16 protein-coding genes are annotated in these 14,866 nt (G+C 46.5%); 12 read left to right on the top strand and 4 right to left on the bottom strand.

Annotated elements, in window-relative coordinates; all coding sequences use genetic code 11:
- The first annotated feature begins 18 nt into the window (after positions 1 to 18).
- Positions 19 to 186 (top strand): DUF3545 family protein, encoded by a 168-nt coding sequence (locus tag DQX04_RS06540; protein WP_111915101.1) that lies wholly within the window; start codon positions 19 to 21, stop codon positions 184 to 186.
- 69 nt (positions 187 to 255) lie between these two features.
- Here the strand turns inward: DQX04_RS06540 and suhB are convergent, their stop codons facing one another.
- Positions 256 to 1,059, bottom strand: coding sequence for an inositol-1-monophosphatase (suhB, locus tag DQX04_RS06535; protein ID WP_111915100.1), 804 nt, complete (start codon positions 1,057 to 1,059; stop codon positions 256 to 258).
- Between the two features lie 156 nt (positions 1,060 to 1,215).
- On the opposite strand from suhB, the gene trmJ reads away from it, so the two are divergent.
- Together trmJ and DQX04_RS06525 are read left to right on the top strand one after the other, a co-directional pair.
- Entirely contained in the window at positions 1,216 to 1,965 is a 750-nt protein-coding gene (gene trmJ / locus DQX04_RS06530; protein WP_111915099.1) for a tRNA (cytosine(32)/uridine(32)-2'-O)-methyltransferase TrmJ, read from the top strand.
- 1 nt (position 1,966) lies between these two features.
- Positions 1,967 to 3,136 (top strand): IscS subfamily cysteine desulfurase, encoded by a 1,170-nt coding sequence (locus DQX04_RS06525; protein WP_111915098.1) that lies wholly within the window; start codon positions 1,967 to 1,969, stop codon positions 3,134 to 3,136.
- On the opposite strand, the gene msrA is transcribed toward DQX04_RS06525, so the two are convergent.
- On the bottom strand, positions 3,133 to 3,699 hold the full coding sequence (gene msrA / locus DQX04_RS06520) for a peptide-methionine (S)-S-oxide reductase MsrA (RefSeq protein ID WP_111915658.1): 567 nt from the start codon (positions 3,697 to 3,699) through the stop codon (positions 3,133 to 3,135). The two genes, DQX04_RS06525 and msrA, sit on opposite strands and share 4 nt — an antisense overlap.
- A gap of 225 nt (positions 3,700 to 3,924) precedes the next feature.
- On the opposite strand from msrA, the gene ndk reads away from it, so the two are divergent.
- The 8 genes from ndk to der all read left to right on the top strand — a co-directional run bounded on the left by ndk (position 3,925) and on the right by der (position 12,563).
- Positions 3,925 to 4,356 (top strand): nucleoside-diphosphate kinase, encoded by a 432-nt coding sequence (ndk, locus tag DQX04_RS06515; protein WP_111915097.1) that lies wholly within the window; start codon positions 3,925 to 3,927, stop codon positions 4,354 to 4,356.
- Positions 4,357 to 4,480: 124 nt separating this feature from the next.
- A complete protein-coding gene (locus DQX04_RS06510; protein ID WP_111915096.1) occupies positions 4,481 to 5,614 on the top strand; it encodes a bifunctional tRNA (adenosine(37)-C2)-methyltransferase TrmG/ribosomal RNA large subunit methyltransferase RlmN in 1,134 nt (377 codons plus the stop codon).
- Positions 5,615 to 5,675: 61 nt separating this feature from the next.
- Positions 5,676 to 6,746: a cytoskeleton protein RodZ gene (gene rodZ, locus DQX04_RS06505; protein ID WP_111915095.1), complete on the top strand. Its 1,071-nt coding sequence runs from the start codon at positions 5,676 to 5,678 to the stop codon at positions 6,744 to 6,746.
- A 33-nt stretch (positions 6,747 to 6,779) separates the two neighbouring features.
- The gene (gene ispG, locus DQX04_RS06500; RefSeq protein ID WP_111915094.1) at positions 6,780 to 7,907 is read left to right on the top strand and encodes a flavodoxin-dependent (E)-4-hydroxy-3-methylbut-2-enyl-diphosphate synthase; all 1,128 of its coding nucleotides are present in this window, start codon (positions 6,780 to 6,782) and stop codon (positions 7,905 to 7,907) included.
- 75 nt (positions 7,908 to 7,982) lie between these two features.
- Positions 7,983 to 9,251 (top strand): histidine--tRNA ligase, encoded by a 1,269-nt coding sequence (gene hisS, locus DQX04_RS06495; RefSeq protein ID WP_111915093.1) that lies wholly within the window; start codon positions 7,983 to 7,985, stop codon positions 9,249 to 9,251.
- Positions 9,252 to 9,298: 47 nt separating this feature from the next.
- Positions 9,299 to 9,913: a tetratricopeptide repeat protein gene (locus DQX04_RS06490; protein WP_165831957.1), complete on the top strand. Its 615-nt coding sequence runs from the start codon at positions 9,299 to 9,301 to the stop codon at positions 9,911 to 9,913.
- The gene (bamB, locus tag DQX04_RS06485) at positions 9,910 to 11,097 is read left to right on the top strand and encodes an outer membrane protein assembly factor BamB (RefSeq protein WP_111915091.1); all 1,188 of its coding nucleotides are present in this window, start codon (positions 9,910 to 9,912) and stop codon (positions 11,095 to 11,097) included. The genes DQX04_RS06490 and bamB overlap by 4 nt, the downstream gene beginning before the upstream one ends.
- Positions 11,098 to 11,123: 26 nt before the next feature.
- Entirely contained in the window at positions 11,124 to 12,563 is a 1,440-nt protein-coding gene (gene der, locus DQX04_RS06480; RefSeq protein ID WP_111915090.1) for a ribosome biogenesis GTPase Der, read from the top strand.
- 22 nt (positions 12,564 to 12,585) lie between these two features.
- On the opposite strand, the gene hslO is transcribed toward der, so the two are convergent.
- Together hslO and hslR are read right to left on the bottom strand one after the other, a co-directional pair.
- On the bottom strand, positions 12,586 to 13,455 hold the full coding sequence (hslO, locus tag DQX04_RS06475) for an Hsp33 family molecular chaperone HslO (RefSeq protein WP_111915089.1): 870 nt from the start codon (positions 13,453 to 13,455) through the stop codon (positions 12,586 to 12,588).
- Between the two features lie 8 nt (positions 13,456 to 13,463).
- The gene (gene hslR / locus DQX04_RS06470) at positions 13,464 to 13,889 is read right to left on the bottom strand and encodes a ribosome-associated heat shock protein Hsp15 (RefSeq protein ID WP_243618921.1); all 426 of its coding nucleotides are present in this window, start codon (positions 13,887 to 13,889) and stop codon (positions 13,464 to 13,466) included.
- 103 nt (positions 13,890 to 13,992) lie between these two features.
- Here hslR and gspC point away from each other — a divergent pair, with 103 nt between their 5' ends.
- A complete protein-coding gene (gspC, locus tag DQX04_RS06465) occupies positions 13,993 to 14,859 on the top strand; it encodes a type II secretion system protein GspC (protein ID WP_111915088.1) in 867 nt (288 codons plus the stop codon).
- Positions 14,860 to 14,866: the final 7 nt, after the last annotated feature.

The raw sequence follows: 14,866 nt of genomic DNA, 5'->3' as shown, positions 1-14,866 counted from the left end.
TACAAATAGGAGGATCCTATGGACCACTCTGAAGAAACCAACAATGTGGCAGAGAAATCTTCAAAAAGCCGTAGCAAACGCAAATGGAGAGAAATTGAAGCTCTTAAAGAAAGACATCGCTTAAAGAAAGAGCTTGCAGACATCGATAACGCTTACGAGCTTGATTTAGAAGAACTAGAATTTTAACGAAAAACGCCAGCCCGATAGGGCTGGCGTTTTTGTTTCAAGCTTATGCTGGCGATGCCAACAGTGCGCTTATTTTTGAAGCGTGGCTGGAAGGTTCTTACGCATCACGATAAGCATTTGCTGAATCACTTTCTGATTCGCTGCAACAATGTTGCCAGACGCTTGCTGGTTCATTCCGCCTGCAAAGTCAGTCACCATACCGCCAGACTCTTTTACTAACAATTCACCCGCCATGGTGTCCCATGGTTTTAGACCAGCTTCAAAGTAACCGTCTACACGTCCACAAGCTACATATGCAAGGTCAAGGGCTGCAGAGCCTGCACGGCGAATGTCTGCGGCTTCCATAAAGTATGCGTTGAACACTTTTTGGTAGTCGTTAAGAATTTCTTTCATGCGGAAAGGAAAACCTGTTGCCAGCAAAGTACCTTCGATTGACTTTTTACTCGCGACGCGGGTTCTGAAGCCATTTAATTGGGAACCACTACCTTTTGATGCAGTGAATAGGTCGTCGCGGATCGGGTCGTAAACTACAGCGTGTTGTGGAACGCCTTTAACAGTAAGTGCTATAGATACGCAGAAGTGTGGGATTCCGCGCATAAAATTGGTGGTGCCATCAAGAGGATCAATTACCCATTGGTAATCAGCATCATCACCTTGGTCTAAACCAGATTCTTCAGCCAAAATTGAATGGCGAGGGTAAGACTTTTTAATCGTGGCAATAATCGCTTCTTCAGCAGCTTTGTCTGCGTTTGTTACGAAGTCGTTCTCAGACTTGCTATCAACTTCTAACAGTTGCGGGTTCTCGTAAGCTTTTACGAGTACTTTTCCAGCGGCGCGAGCAGCGCGCACTGCAATATTTAACATTGCATGCATGCGAATATCCTTTAATGGTTTCCAATTTTGGTAAAGAGCGGTGTTCAAAAAACGCGCGAATTATATACATGTTATTACGAAAAGGCAATCTGAGATTATCGCCCGCTCATGGTTTACTGTGTTAGAATTTTCGGGTTCATTGCTAAGGGGCTTTCCATGTTAAACAATATTCGCATAGTTTTAGTAAATACGTCTGACCAAAGAAACATTGGCTCCGCTGCGCGAGCCATGAAAACTATGGGAATTTCGGACCTGGTTTTGGTTGCACCTGAAGAGATTCCTGAAGGTAAGGCGCAAGCCTTGGCAGCAGGTGCAACTGACGTTCTTGCTAATGCACGTTATGTTGAAACCTTAGACGAAGCTATTGCAGATTGTCAGCTAGTGATGGCGACGAGTGCAAGAAACCGGACATTAGATTGGCCAATGCTAGACCCACGAGAAGCGGGGGAAAAGGCTGTAGAAGAAGGTGCTGTTGGTAAGGTTGCATTGGTGTTTGGGCGCGAAGCAAGCGGTTTAACCAATGAAGAACTGCAAAAAAGCCAATTTCACACACACATTCCTGCTAACCCTGAATACAGTTCATTGAATTTGGCTATGGCAGTGCAAACCCTGAGTTATGAAGTTCGCATGGCTTGGCTGAACACGCAAAAAGGCGAAGTGAACGCAGAAGACGGAGAAGATTACCCGAATGCTCAAGACTTGGAAGGTTTTTACGGCCATTTAGAGAAGTGTTTAGGGGTGTCAGGTTTTATTGTTCGCAAACACCCTGGTCAAATTATGAATAAACTACGTCGTTTATTCACGCGTGCCCGGCCAAGCCAAAACGAATTAAATATTTTGCGCGGAATTCTGGCGTCTTTTGAGCGCTTAGGTGATGACAAGTCAAACAAGGAAAGTGGAGAGTAATATGAGCGAGCCCATTTATCTGGATTACGCGGCAACAACTCCGGTTCATGAAAGCGTGGCCGAGAAAATGGCGAGCTGTATGACTTTTCAGGGGGCATTTGGCAACCCTGCATCACGGTCTCATAAGTTTGGTTGGCAAGCAGAAGAGCTGGTCGACGAAGCCCGCCACCAAATAGCAGAGCTAATAAACGCCGACCCAAGAGAGATTGTTTTTACATCGGGTGCAACCGAGTCAGACAATTTAGCCATTAAAGGTGTTGCTCATGCTCACCAAGAGCACGGCCGGCATATTATTACCGTAGCTACCGAACATAAAGCTGTACTTGATACTTGTGCTGCACTGGAATCTGAAGGTTTTGACGTTACTTATTTACAGGTTTCCAAGTCTGGTGAGATTGACCCCGATGCATTGAAGAATGCAATTCGGGAAGACACGATTTTAGTTAGTGTTATGCACGTCAATAATGAAATTGGAGTCATTCAAAATATCAAAGGTATCTCTGATATTTGCCATGGAGCAAACGTGCTGCTGCATGTGGACGGTGCTCAGAGTGTTGGAAAAATACCTGTTGATGTTGAAGCTTTAGGTATCGACTTAATGTCGATTTCTGCGCATAAAATGTATGGTCCTAAAGGCATAGGAGCGCTGTATGTTCGCAGAGCTCCAAAGGTACAGATTGAAGCGCAAATACATGGCGGTGGCCACGAGCGAGGCATGCGCTCGGGTACGTTAGCCACCCATCAAATTGTTGGTTTTGGTGCCGCCGCGGAACTTGCATTGCAAGACTTAGAACAAACACGAACGCACTTGCGGAGTTTGCGCGACAAACTTGCACAGGGCTTACAAAAGATGGACGGCGTGATCATTAATGGCGAAGCGGCAGAGCGTGTCGACGGTATTCTTAACGTGAGCTTTGCTGACGTACCCGGTGACGCGCTGTTGATGCAGCTCAATGGTCTCGCGGTGTCTTCTGGTTCTGCATGTAACTCAGCTACGGTGGAACCGTCATTCGTTTTACAAGCACTTGGAATAGAGCGAGAGCTAGCCTTAAGCTCACTGCGTTTCAGTGTCGGCCGTTACACGACTGAGCAGGACATTGAAGAAACCATAAAGCGTGTCACGGAAACCATCACACGCTTGCGGGAAACAGGAAACTTTTGGCCTACCTAGTTGGCTTGGCTAACTAAAGGCGACGATTTAAGCTTGCTCGCGAATGTTGCTCGAAACTTAGCCAGTTTCGGGGCGATTACCGCCATGCAATACGGCTGCTCGGTATTATTCTCGTAGTAGTTTGCATGGTACGCCTCTGCGGCATACCAGTTCATGAACGGACTCAGCTCAGTAACCACTGGTTGTTCGAAAATTTCTTCAACGGTAACTTCTTGTAAGAATGCTTTGGCTACTTCAAGCTGTTCTTCATTGTGGTAAAAAATTACAGAGCGATACTGTGTACCCACATCGTTACCTTGGCGGTTGAGCTGTGTAGGATCGTGAATGGTAAATAGCACCTCTAACAGCTCTCGGTAGCTAATGGTGTGAGCATCAAATACAACCTGAACAACTTCTGCATGCCCTGTAATTCCAGAACACACCTGCTGATATGTGGGGTTTTCAACTTCGCCACCAGAATAGCCAGACTGAACTGAAATTACGCCTTCGAGCTGCTTCATTGCGCTTTCGATACACCAAAAGCATCCACCGCCGAAAGTTGCTGTCTGTAATTGATTACCCATGTAAACCTCGCAAAACTTCTCACGTTGCATTGTATATTGCTATCTAAACAGCTAGATGTTTAGACGTCTATATAGTAGATCTAAAACCTAGGTTCTTACAAGTAAAAAACGGAATGAGTCAGAAAAAAGTTTTATTAGGCATAGCTGCTTATTTCACGTATAATTCGCGCGAATTTTTGTACTGGGCGTCGTTTCGCCCCTAGTTTATCGAATTGGAGTGAAAACATGGCTTTGGAACGTACTCTTTCCATCATTAAGCCGGACGCTGTTGCGAAAAACGTAATCGGCGCCGTTGTAAACCGTTTTGAAACTGCTGGTCTTCGTATTGTTGCTCAGAAAATGATGCATTTAAGCAATGAACAGGCGGAAGGTTTCTACGCTGAACATAAAGAACGTCCTTTCTTTGGCGCTTTAGTTGAGTTCATGACTTCTGGCCCAATCGTTGTAATGGCTCTTGAAGGTGAAGACGCGGTTCGTAAAAACCGTGAAATCATGGGTGCTACTAACCCTCAAGAAGCTGCTGCGGGAACTCTTCGTTCTGATTTCGCAGAAACTATCGACGAGAATGCGGTTCACGGTTCTGACGCAGTTGAATCTGCAGCCCGTGAAATCGGTTATTTCTTCAACGACGAAGAAATTTGCTCACGTACCCGCTAAAATAGTCTTTAGGGTCACGTTGAGAAAAAGGGGCTTCGGCCCCTTTTTTAGCAGTGTATAGATTAAAAATGTTTGAGTTTGTGCGACGACTAAACACAAGCTTGTGTCATCAGAGGTTATGGTTATGTCTGAAGCGAAAAAAGTAAATTTACTAGACTTGAACCGCAAAGGGATTCACGAGTTCTTTGCGGAGCTCGGGGAAAAACCATTCCGTGCAGACCAAGTGATGAAGTGGATGTATCACTTTTGTGTTGACGACTTCGAGCAAATGACAAACTTGAACAAAAAGCTACGCGCTAAACTTGCGAGTATTGCTGAAATTAAAGCACCTGAGATTAAAACTCAGCAGCTATCGAGCGACGGCACAATCAAGTTTGCTATGGAACTTCCCGACGGTCAGGAAGTTGAGAGTGTTTGGATACCTGAAGACGACAGAGCTACGTTGTGTGTGTCGTCTCAGGTTGGTTGTGCTTTGGAGTGTACGTTTTGCTCAACGGGTTACCAAGGCTTTAACCGAAATTTGCGTGTTTCCGAGATCATTGGCCAAGTTTGGCGAGTGAATAAGCTTTTAGGTCCGGTAGGGGAAACCAACATCAAACCCGTCACCAACGTGGTCATGATGGGTATGGGCGAGCCTTTGTTAAATATGAAAAATGTGGTTCCAGCAATGGAACTCATGATGGACGATTTAGCATTCGGGCTTTCTAAGCGTCGTGTAACTTTGTCAACTTCAGGTGTTGTGCCTGCGCTGGACTTATTGCGTGATCAAATCGATGTGGCGTTAGCTATTTCATTACACGCCCCGAACGATGAACTCCGTAACGAAATTGTGCCCATTAATAAGAAGTACCCAATACAACAGTTTCTTGAGTCTAGTCGAAAGTATGTAGATGTGTCGAAAGCGAATAAGAAGGTGACGGTGGAATACGTCATGCTTGATCATGTTAACGACTCGACCGACCAAGCGCACGAGCTTGCGAAACTACTTAAAGACACTCCGAGTAAAATTAATTTGATACCGTTTAACCCATTCCCACAGTCAGATTTCGGGCGTTCAAGCAATTCTCGTATCGATAGATTCGCAAAAGTATTGATGGAACATGGATATACCGTTATCGTAAGGAAAACTCGTGGTGACGACATCGACGCTGCTTGCGGACAATTAGTGGGTGATGTGGTCGACCGGACAAAACGCTTACTTAAAAAACAACAAAAACAAAAAGGCGGCCAGGGAATCGCAGTAAAAGCGGTGTCCTAGCAAGCAGGGAGCGCAACAGACGCACTCAGGGAATGGTCGTGCGCAAAGAAATCAGGCTCTCATGACACAAGACATAGATCAGCAAGACCAAGAACAAAATACAACGGCTTTAAGGCCGGGCGACATTCTGCGCAGTGCTCGGGAAGCAAAAAAACTGTCTACTCAAGAAGTGGCAGACCATTTGCGCTTGCGTAAGCAGTTGGTTGAAGAAATCGAAGACAATAGATTCGACCCGAAAGTAGCAGGTACTTTTACTCGAGGGTACTTGAGAGCCTACGCGAAGCTTGTCGAAATTCCCGAAGAGGAAGTTATTGCGGCATATTATGAGTTAGGTATTGAAGCTCCGCGCAAAGACTCAATGCAAAGCTTTTCTCGCAGAACCAAACAACAAACTGCCGACAGCCGACTCATGCTCATCACCTATGTCATTGCGGCTGTTATTGTTGCTTCAGTTGTGTTGTTTGCGTGGCAGCAAATTAACCAAGAAGAAATGCCTACAACGTCGTCGATGATGCAGCAAGACTCCGCACAAATGGATGTGGAAGACGCTATCGCGAGTGCTTCTGAAGAGGAGCCAGTAGTAACGACTCCAGATGAAGTAATTGATGATATGACTGAGTCAGCTACAAGTGCTGACTCTACTCAAACAAATATCTTACCTGTTGAAACGCAAACTGCAGGTGATGCTTCAAGTACAGAAGCACAAACTTCGGAGCCTGCAGAGCAGCAAGAAAGTAACCAAAGCCAGACTGCGGGAACTGATAATCAAGTTGCTGAATCTCAGACGAATGAAACTGCGGCTGTTGAAGAACCACAAGCGAGTGCTCCAGATCCTTCTGCGCAGGCAATGTTGACGATTGATGATGTGGACCCTAACTCAGGTGACTTGGTGTTCTTCTTTGAAAACGACTGCTGGGTTAGAATTGATGACGCAACGGGTGAAAATGTGGCCGGCGGCGTAAAGCGCGCAGGTTATATTATGGCGCTGAATGGCGAAGCCCCGTTTCGTATAGAGCTAGGTGCTCCTGAAGTGGTAGAAATGTGGTATCAAGGTGAACGTGTCGACATGGCGCAGTTCAGACAAGGTCGCGTGGCGCGGTTTACTTGGCCGGTACAAACCATCGAGCAATAATCTGTTAGCGAATGAATTGATGAGAAGTAGTTCATGACCCCCGAAAACACTATTCAACGCAGAAAAAGTAGACGTATTTATGTAGGCGACGTGCCTATTGGTGATGGTGCGCCTATTGCTGTGCAGTCGATGACCAACACGTTAACGACTGATGTCGACGCTACCGTAGCGCAGATAAAAGCTATTGCTGCGGCAGGTGCTGATATTGTTCGTGTTTCTGTGCCTACAATGGATGCTGCGGAGGCGTTTAAAGCGATTCGCGCTGCAAGCCCAGTACCACTCGTTGCAGATATCCACTTCGATTACCGTATCGCATTAAAAGTGGCTGAGTATGGGGCAGACTGCCTACGTATCAATCCAGGAAATATCGGTAATGAAGAGCGCGTTCGCGCCGTGGTTGATGCAGCACGAGACAAAAATATTCCTATTCGAATTGGCGTTAATGCCGGTTCTCTTGAGCGCGACTTGCAAGAAAAGTATGGCGAGCCTACTGGTGCCGCGTTAGTCGAGTCTGCAATGCGACATGTAGAGCATCTTACCCGACTAGACTTTCAAGACTTCAAAGTGAGTGTGAAAGCTTCTGATGTATTTCTAGCGGTAGACGCGTATCGCTTGTTAGCTAAAGAAATAGACCAGCCTTTGCATTTAGGTATTACAGAAGCTGGTGGCGCGCGCAGCGGTGCAGTGAAGTCTGCGATCGGCTTAGGCATGTTACTGGCTGAGGGTATTGGTGACACATTGCGAGTGTCTTTGGCAGCGGATCCTGTTGAAGAAGTTAAAGTAGGCTTCGACATTCTGAAGTCATTAAGAATTCGTGCACGTGGTATTAATTTCATTGCTTGTCCAAGCTGCTCAAGACAAGAGTTTGACGTTATTTCTACAGTAAACGCGTTAGAGCAACGGTTGGAAGATATTACCGTACCTATGGATGTTTCGGTGATTGGCTGTGTAGTTAATGGCCCAGGAGAGGCGCAAGTCGCGCACTTAGGACTAGCTGGCGCGAAAACCCGAAGCGGATTTTATATGGACGGAGAACGTCAGCGAGAGCGTATTGATAACGACAATATTGTTGACCAGCTAGAAGCTAAAATTCGTGCTTACGCTTCACGTTTAGACGATGAAAAGCGTATTCCGGTCACTCAAGTCAAAGAAGCAGAGTAAATTCGTTAAGGTACGTTTTACCTACCAGCGTAAACACCCTATAATGCCCCATTTTGAGAGAAGAAGGCCGAAATTGTGGCGACGCAAATTCAAGCAATTCGTGGAATGAATGACATCTTGCCAGAGCAAACAGCGCGCTGGCAGGTGCTCGAGCAAAAAATACGAGATCTTGTTAGTAGTTATGGCTACCAAGAAATTCGTATGCCGGTTGTTGAACAAACCGATTTATTTAAACGCTCGATAGGTGAAGTGACTGACATCGTTGAGAAGGAGATGTATACCTTCGAAGACCGCAACGGTGACAGTTTAACCTTGCGTCCAGAAGGTACAGCAAGCTGTGTGCGAGCAGGTAACGAGCACGGTTTGCTCTACAACCAGCAGCAACGTTTGTGGTATTTGGGCCCAATGTTCCGCCATGAACGTCCTCAGAAAGGCCGTTATCGTCAGTTTCACCAGCTTGGTGTGGAAGTGTTTGGTTTGCAAGGTCCAGACATCGACGCCGAACTTATTCTTATGTCTGCACGGTTATGGCGTGCGTTAGGTATTTCAGAGCATTTAACGTTAGAGTTGAACTCGTTAGCTTCAAACGAAGCGAGAGCGGAGTACAGAGCTGCGTTAACGGAGTACTTAAGAGCGCACGCTGAACAGTTAGACGAAGACAGCTTGCGTCGCTTAGAGTCGAATCCTCTTCGGGTATTAGACTCTAAGAATGAAGACGTACAGGCTGTGTTGGCTAACGCGCCAAAGCTCTCCGAGTATTGGGATGAAGAGTCGCGGAGTCACTTTCAGCAGTTGTGCCAACGGTTAGACGCTGCGGGTATTACTTACCAGCACAATGAGCGCTTGGTACGCGGGTTAGACTATTACAACCGTACGGTGTTTGAGTGGACTACCCAGTCTTTAGGTGCTCAAGGTACAGTGTGTGCGGGTGGACGTTACGACGGATTAGTGGAACAGCTAGGTGGTAAAGCTACCCCAGCCGTAGGTTTTGCATTGGGTATGGAGCGTTTGGTTTTAATGCTCGAACTTGCGGAAACCTTAACTATTCCTCAACCTGTTGATGTTTATGTAAGCGCAATGGGGGAAGTTGCGGAACTTCCTGCAACAACCATTGCCGAAAAGCTTCGAGACGCATTACCGCAATTACGTATTATGCAGCATTGTGGTGGTGGCAACTTTAAGAAGCAGCTTAAACGCGCAGACAAGTCTGGAGCCCAAATAGCAGTGATTATGGGTGAAGATGAAGTAAATAATGGTACAGTTTCAGTTAAATATTTACGCGAGGACAAACCTCAATCTTCAATGACGGTTGATGAGTTAATTAAGTTCCTGAGCAGTTTTTAGTAGTGGTTTGTTAAAGCCAGTACACGATTTTTAAAGAGGAAATATCAGTGGAAAACGAAGATCAACAAGTTGAACAGGTAAAGTCGTTTATTAAAGAATACGGTCCATGGATCGTGGGCGGCTTAGTTGTAGGCCTAGGACTTATGTTTGCTTGGCGCAGTTTCCAAAGCGCACAGTTAGCGGAGCAACAAGCGGCCACCGCGCAGGTGAAGCAAATTGTTGACCAATTAGACGCTGAAACAAGTGAAGTTATTGAAGCGCAGTCTGTGCTTGGTGAACTAAGTGACAGCGACTATGCCGCGTTAACCCGTCTTGTTGTTGCTAAGAGTGCGGTTGCTGCAGAGAACCTTGAAGAAGCTGCAACTCAACTTGAAATGGCGATGAATGAGTCTACCAACGCACAAGTGACTAGCATTGCTGCACTTCGTTTAGCTCGCGTAGAAATTGCTCTAGGTCGTTACGACAATGCTTCGAACGCATTGAGCCAAGTTACGGTTACAAGTTATGCGGCGTTGAAGTCTGAAATTGAAGGTGACTTGCACCTTGCTCAAGGTAATGAAGACGCGGCAAGAATGGCTTACGCTTCTGCACTTGAAAGCAGCGAAAGTGGCATGAATCGCGTTTTACAAATGAAACTGGATAGTTTGGCGGTTAATCCATGATCAAAGGTATTCAAATTACATTCGGTTTAATGCTTTCTGCTGTTGTATTGGCAGGTTGTTCGTCGAATGACGTTCAGCGCCATGCAGACTTACAACCCATTGAAGCAACAACACAAGCCAATGTACTTTGGTCTACAAAGGTTGGCTCGGGTAGCGACGACTTCTATTCGCGTTTACAGCCAGTGTATGAAGACGGTGTGCTTTATGTTGCCGACCGTCATGGCCTTATTGTGGCGCTTAGTGCAGAAGACGGCTCAACAATTTGGGAGCGAGAGCTCTCTGAAGACGGTCGTTGGTTCGGACGTTTAACTCGTGGTGAGTCGGCACGCATTTCTGCGGGCCCTAAACTTGTAGACGATACCCTGTACATACCGTCAGAGAATGGTTTTTTATTCGCATTAGACAAAACCAATGGTGAGACCAAGTGGTCCGCTCAACTGCGTGGTGAACTTGTGAGTGAACCCGCTGTCGGTGAAGGCTTTGTGGTTGCGCACTTAGGTAACGGCTTCATCGTAGCTTTAGACGCCGAAGACGGTAGCCCTGTTTGGGAATACGAAGAAGAAACTGCGTTGTTAGGACTACGAGGCACTTCAACACCAACCATCGTGAGTGGCGGTGTAGTGCTTGGTACGGCAACCGGTAAAGGGATTGTTCTCTTGTTAGACGGTGGTCGCTTAGCCTGGGAGCAACGTGTTTCAGCACCAACAGGTAGCTCTGAATTAGAGCGAATGGTCGACGTAGACGGTTCGCCTTTAGTCGCTGGCTCAAATGTGTATATGTCCGCTTTCAACGGCGAAACCATCTCACTTGCACTTATGAGTGGCGAGATTGAATGGAAACGCGACTATGCTAGTGCAAGACAATTACAATTATTACGCAACAGGTTATTGGTGGTTACACAAGAAGGTCATGTAATCAGCGCTGACCGTTTTTCGGGTAACGAGCGCTGGAGAAATAGCGACCTTTATTATCGCAGCGTAACTGAGCCTGCATTACAAGGTAACTACTTTGTAGTGGGTGACCGTTTTGGCTACCTACATTGGTTAAGTATTGACTCAGGTGAAATTGAAGGTCGTTTACTTCTCAATGAAGACGACCAAATTCATACTGCACCGGTCGCTGTAGAAGACAATATCGCTGTACAAACAGCATCAGGTCGAGTGTACCTTATCGAAACTCGATAAGTACTCGACCTTATTAAGGAATAAAAATGTTGCCAGTAGTGGCCCTCGTGGGCCGTCCGAATGTCGGTAAAAGTACTTTCTTTAACCGACTCACTCATAGCCGGGACGCTCTAGTAGCTGACTTCCCTGGCCTTACTCGTGATCGCCAATACGGCAGAGGCCGATATGACGGTTACCAGTTTATTGTTGTAGATACTGGTGGTATTCAAGGCGACGAAGAGGGTTTAGACCGATTAATGGCAGAGCAGTCTTTGCAGGCTGTTCATGAAGCTGACTTGGTTCTTTTCCTTGTTGACGCTCGAGACGGTTTAACTGCCGCAGATGAGTTTATTGCCGACTACCTTCGCCGCCAAGAGAAGCCTGTGAAGCTGGTGGCAAACAAAGTGGACGGTATCGACGGCGACTCAGCCAGCGCTGAATTCTATAAGCTTGGACTTGGCGATGTTTGGCAAATCGCTGCGGCTCATGGGCGTGGTGTAGGGAAGTTATTAAAAGCGAGCTTTGCGCCGTTAGTAGAAGACTTTCCAGACTTAAAAGAACCCGAGCCTGAAGAAATAGACATTGAAGAAGACAATGTGTACCAAGCTCCAGACCCAGACACGCCTATAAAACTCGCTATCGTTGGGCGCCCGAACGTAGGTAAGTCAACGCTTACGAACCGGATTCTAGGCGAAGACCGTGTTGTGGTTTTCGACATGCCAGGTACAACCCGCGACAGTGTTTATATTCCTATGGAGCGCGATGGTAGGGCCTACACCCTAATCGACACCGCAGGTGTTCGTCGCCGTGGTCGTATTGGCGAAGCAGTCGAAAAGTTTTCTGTGGTGAAAACCTTACAAGCGATTGAAGACGCTAACGTTGTCATTATGGTGATTGATGCTCGCGAGAGTATTGGTGACCAAGACCTTAACTTGCTTGGCTTTGTGTTGAACGCAGGTCGCTCTGTAGTTATTGCTGTGAACAAGTGGGACGGCCTTGAGCAAGACGCGAAGCAATGGGTGAAAGACGAGCTCGACCGCCGTTTAGGCTTTGTCGACTTCGCTCGCATTCATTTTATTTCGGCGCTGCACGGTACCAACGTGGGACACTTGTACGAGTCGGTACAAGAAGCTTATGCGAGCGCAACTAAGCGAGCCGGTACTGCTCATTTAACACGTATTTTGACTTCTGCCGTGGAAGAGCACCAACCGCCACTAGTGCGCGGTCGCCGCGTGAAGCTAAAATATGCCCATGCAGGTGGTTATAACCCGCCTCGTGTAGTGATTCACGGTAACCAAGTGGACGATTTGCCGGAAAGCTACAAGCGTTACTTAATGAACTATTTCCGTCGTTCGTTGGGCTTAATGGGAACACCGATTAAGATTGAAACTCGCAATAGCGACAATCCGTTTGCGGGTAAAAAGAATAAGCTCACCATTTCACAACAGCGCAAGCGTAAACGCATGATGCGCTTTGTGAAAAAGTAAACCGACCTAAAGAATACCGCCGCTATTGTTGTTGCGGCGGTGTTTCATGAGCATCTAGCGCTTCAACATCTACCGCGTCATACACGTATTCTGTTAAGCAGTAGTCGCAGGTAAGCTTTAGCTCACCATCTTCTTGAATAATTTCTCTGAGTTCGTTGCGGTCAATGCTGCGAAGCGCAATAGCAGTGCGTTCACGACTACAGCCACATACAAACTGTACGTTTTGTGGCGGATAAAGCGTAAGTTCGTCTTCATGGTATAACCGATGAAGAATAGCTTGAACGTCTAGTCCGAATAACTCTTCTGCGGTAAGCGTCGCTGCTAGTGCAACCGTGTGTTCAAAGCCCGAGTCGTCTTGTGATGTACCGGGTAATACCTGTAAGAACAAACCGCCGCAATTCATGTCAGCTGTGTCGGCATGTAGCCATACGCGCGTAGGTAACTGCTCAGACTGCTGGAAGTAACGCTCTATGGCGGCACTCAAATTATCGTCTTCAATTTTCACCACGCCTTGGTATTGCTCACCCTGGGAAGGGGTTAAAGTAATAATGAGCAACGCGTCATTTCCAATTAAAGCCGGAAGGTTGTCTTGTTCAATTTCACCGACAACACGTGCAACACCACGCAATGACTGGTCGTGTGAGCCGTTCACGGTAGCGTAGTTCACAGGGCCATCGCCTTGCAGCGTGACATTTATGTGGCCTTCGAACTTTAATGTTGCGGTAAGCAAGCTTGTCATCGCCAAAAGCTCGCCAAGTAGTTTCTTCACTGGCGCAGGGTACTGGTGACCTTCGCATAAGTCGGAAAATACTTTATTTAACTGTACGACTTCGCCGCGCACGTCATAGTCTGAAAACGTAAAACGGTGAATGGCATTGGCTTTTGCTGACATGCTAAATCCTATTGGTTTTTAAACTTAATCAAATCACGCCGTTGTTTCTTGTCTGGGCGTTGTTGAGGGTGCGGATTATACAACGCATTTGCTTTTCGTGCTGCAGCATTCTCTTCGCGTTTTTTAATACTGGCTTCTGTTTCTTCATAAAGCGTTGCCGCAATGTCTGCACCACGTCTTTGATCACTTAATGCAGTGACAATAACAGTGACGCGGTCATATCCTCTGGGAATGACTAATTCGGCACCTATTTCGACAACCTTAGCGGGCTTAGTTCTTTGTCCGTTATATTGAACTTTTCCTGCCTGAATGGTCGAACGTGCTAGCCCTCTCGTTTTGAAAAAACGAGCAGCCCAAAGCCATTTGTCGAGTCGCACTTGTTCTTGCTGCATACCAGTATCAAAGGGTTGTGAAATGAAGAATGATTTTAACATGAAAGAGCATAAACTTTGATGGTCAGTATTTTATGTTATGAGGTTGTTGCATACAGGTGCGCAGTATAGAATGTTGATTCAACTACCAAGAAGTAAATAATAAGTGGTTCATACAAGTACATTAATTAACCGCCTGGGCAATCCTAATTTGTTGCGGAATGTTCTCAATTTAGTCGCAGTGCTATTACTGGGGCTTTCGGCTATTTGGTTAGCGAAGATTACTTGGGCTCTAATTACGCCCGCGCCGGCGATTAATTCCACAGCTATAAATATGAGTAATGTGTCTGTGAGTTCAGACCGCGGTGTGAATGTACGTCGCATCCAGCAACTTCATCTTTTTGGAGAAGCCTCAAGCGGCGCAGCACAACAGGTTGTGGATGCGCCAGAAACAACACTTAACGTAAGGTTGGTGGGGGTAACTGCGAGTAGTAACCCAGAATTGTCAGCAGCAATTATTCAACAAGGCAGCAACCAGCAAACGTACATACCGGGCGACACAATTCAAGGCAGCCGTGCCGTGGTAAATGAAATACTTAGCGATAGAGTTCTACTAGAAAATGGTGGTCGCGTGGAAACGTTATGGCTTGAAGGTCGAGACGGTTCTGAAGCTCCGTTGAGCTTGGTCACTTCTTCTTCGAGTTCTACCGCTCGTAATGTAGCTGCTGAGCAAAATGACGTAGAGTTGAGCTCGCAACAGCAAGAGTTATTAGACCTTATTTCTATTCAGCCCGAGAGAAACGGCTCCGAACTTTTAGGATACCGAATTAGTCCGAAGGGCGACGCCGCTAAGTTTGCCGAACTTGGTTTTGAGGCAGGCGACATAGCCATCGCCATTAACGGATACGACTTAACCAATATGGTTGAAGCTGTAGAGCTTATGAACGAAATTCAGGGTATGACAGAAGCCCAAGTCAGTGTTTTACGTAATGGTGAAATCATCGACATTGATATTTACCTGACCAGCGAATAGGTAGCAA

The organism is Aliidiomarina sp. B3213, from assembly GCF_003290085.1.
GTDB lineage: Bacteria > Pseudomonadota > Gammaproteobacteria > Enterobacterales > Alteromonadaceae > Aliidiomarina.
This window is presented reverse-complemented; position numbering and strand designations above follow the sequence as displayed.

What these genes read in the sequence shown, in the direction of transcription:
- bamB (WP_111915091.1), top strand. Translation starts at nt 9,910, where the DNA reads ATGATCAAAGGTATTCAAATTACATTCGGTTTAATGCTTTCTGCTGTT.
- hslR (WP_243618921.1), bottom strand. Translation starts at nt 13,889, where the DNA reads ATGTTAAAATCATTCTTCATTTCACAACCCTTTGATACTGGTATGCAG.
- hslO (WP_111915089.1), bottom strand. Translation starts at nt 13,455, where the DNA reads ATGTCAGCAAAAGCCAATGCCATTCACCGTTTTACGTTTTCAGACTAT.
- DQX04_RS06510 (WP_111915096.1), top strand. Translation starts at nt 4,481, where the DNA reads ATGTCTGAAGCGAAAAAAGTAAATTTACTAGACTTGAACCGCAAAGGG.
- suhB (WP_111915100.1), bottom strand. Translation starts at nt 1,059, where the DNA reads ATGCATGCAATGTTAAATATTGCAGTGCGCGCTGCTCGCGCCGCTGGA.
- der (WP_111915090.1), top strand. Translation starts at nt 11,124, where the DNA reads ATGTTGCCAGTAGTGGCCCTCGTGGGCCGTCCGAATGTCGGTAAAAGT.
- rodZ (WP_111915095.1), top strand. Translation starts at nt 5,676, where the DNA reads ATGACACAAGACATAGATCAGCAAGACCAAGAACAAAATACAACGGCT.
- ispG (WP_111915094.1), top strand. Translation starts at nt 6,780, where the DNA reads ATGACCCCCGAAAACACTATTCAACGCAGAAAAAGTAGACGTATTTAT.
- ndk (WP_111915097.1), top strand. Translation starts at nt 3,925, where the DNA reads ATGGCTTTGGAACGTACTCTTTCCATCATTAAGCCGGACGCTGTTGCG.
- DQX04_RS06540 (WP_111915101.1), top strand. Translation starts at nt 19, where the DNA reads ATGGACCACTCTGAAGAAACCAACAATGTGGCAGAGAAATCTTCAAAA.
- msrA (WP_111915658.1), bottom strand. Translation starts at nt 3,699, where the DNA reads ATGGGTAATCAATTACAGACAGCAACTTTCGGCGGTGGATGCTTTTGG.
- DQX04_RS06525 (WP_111915098.1), top strand. Translation starts at nt 1,967, where the DNA reads ATGAGCGAGCCCATTTATCTGGATTACGCGGCAACAACTCCGGTTCAT.
- trmJ (WP_111915099.1), top strand. Translation starts at nt 1,216, where the DNA reads ATGTTAAACAATATTCGCATAGTTTTAGTAAATACGTCTGACCAAAGA.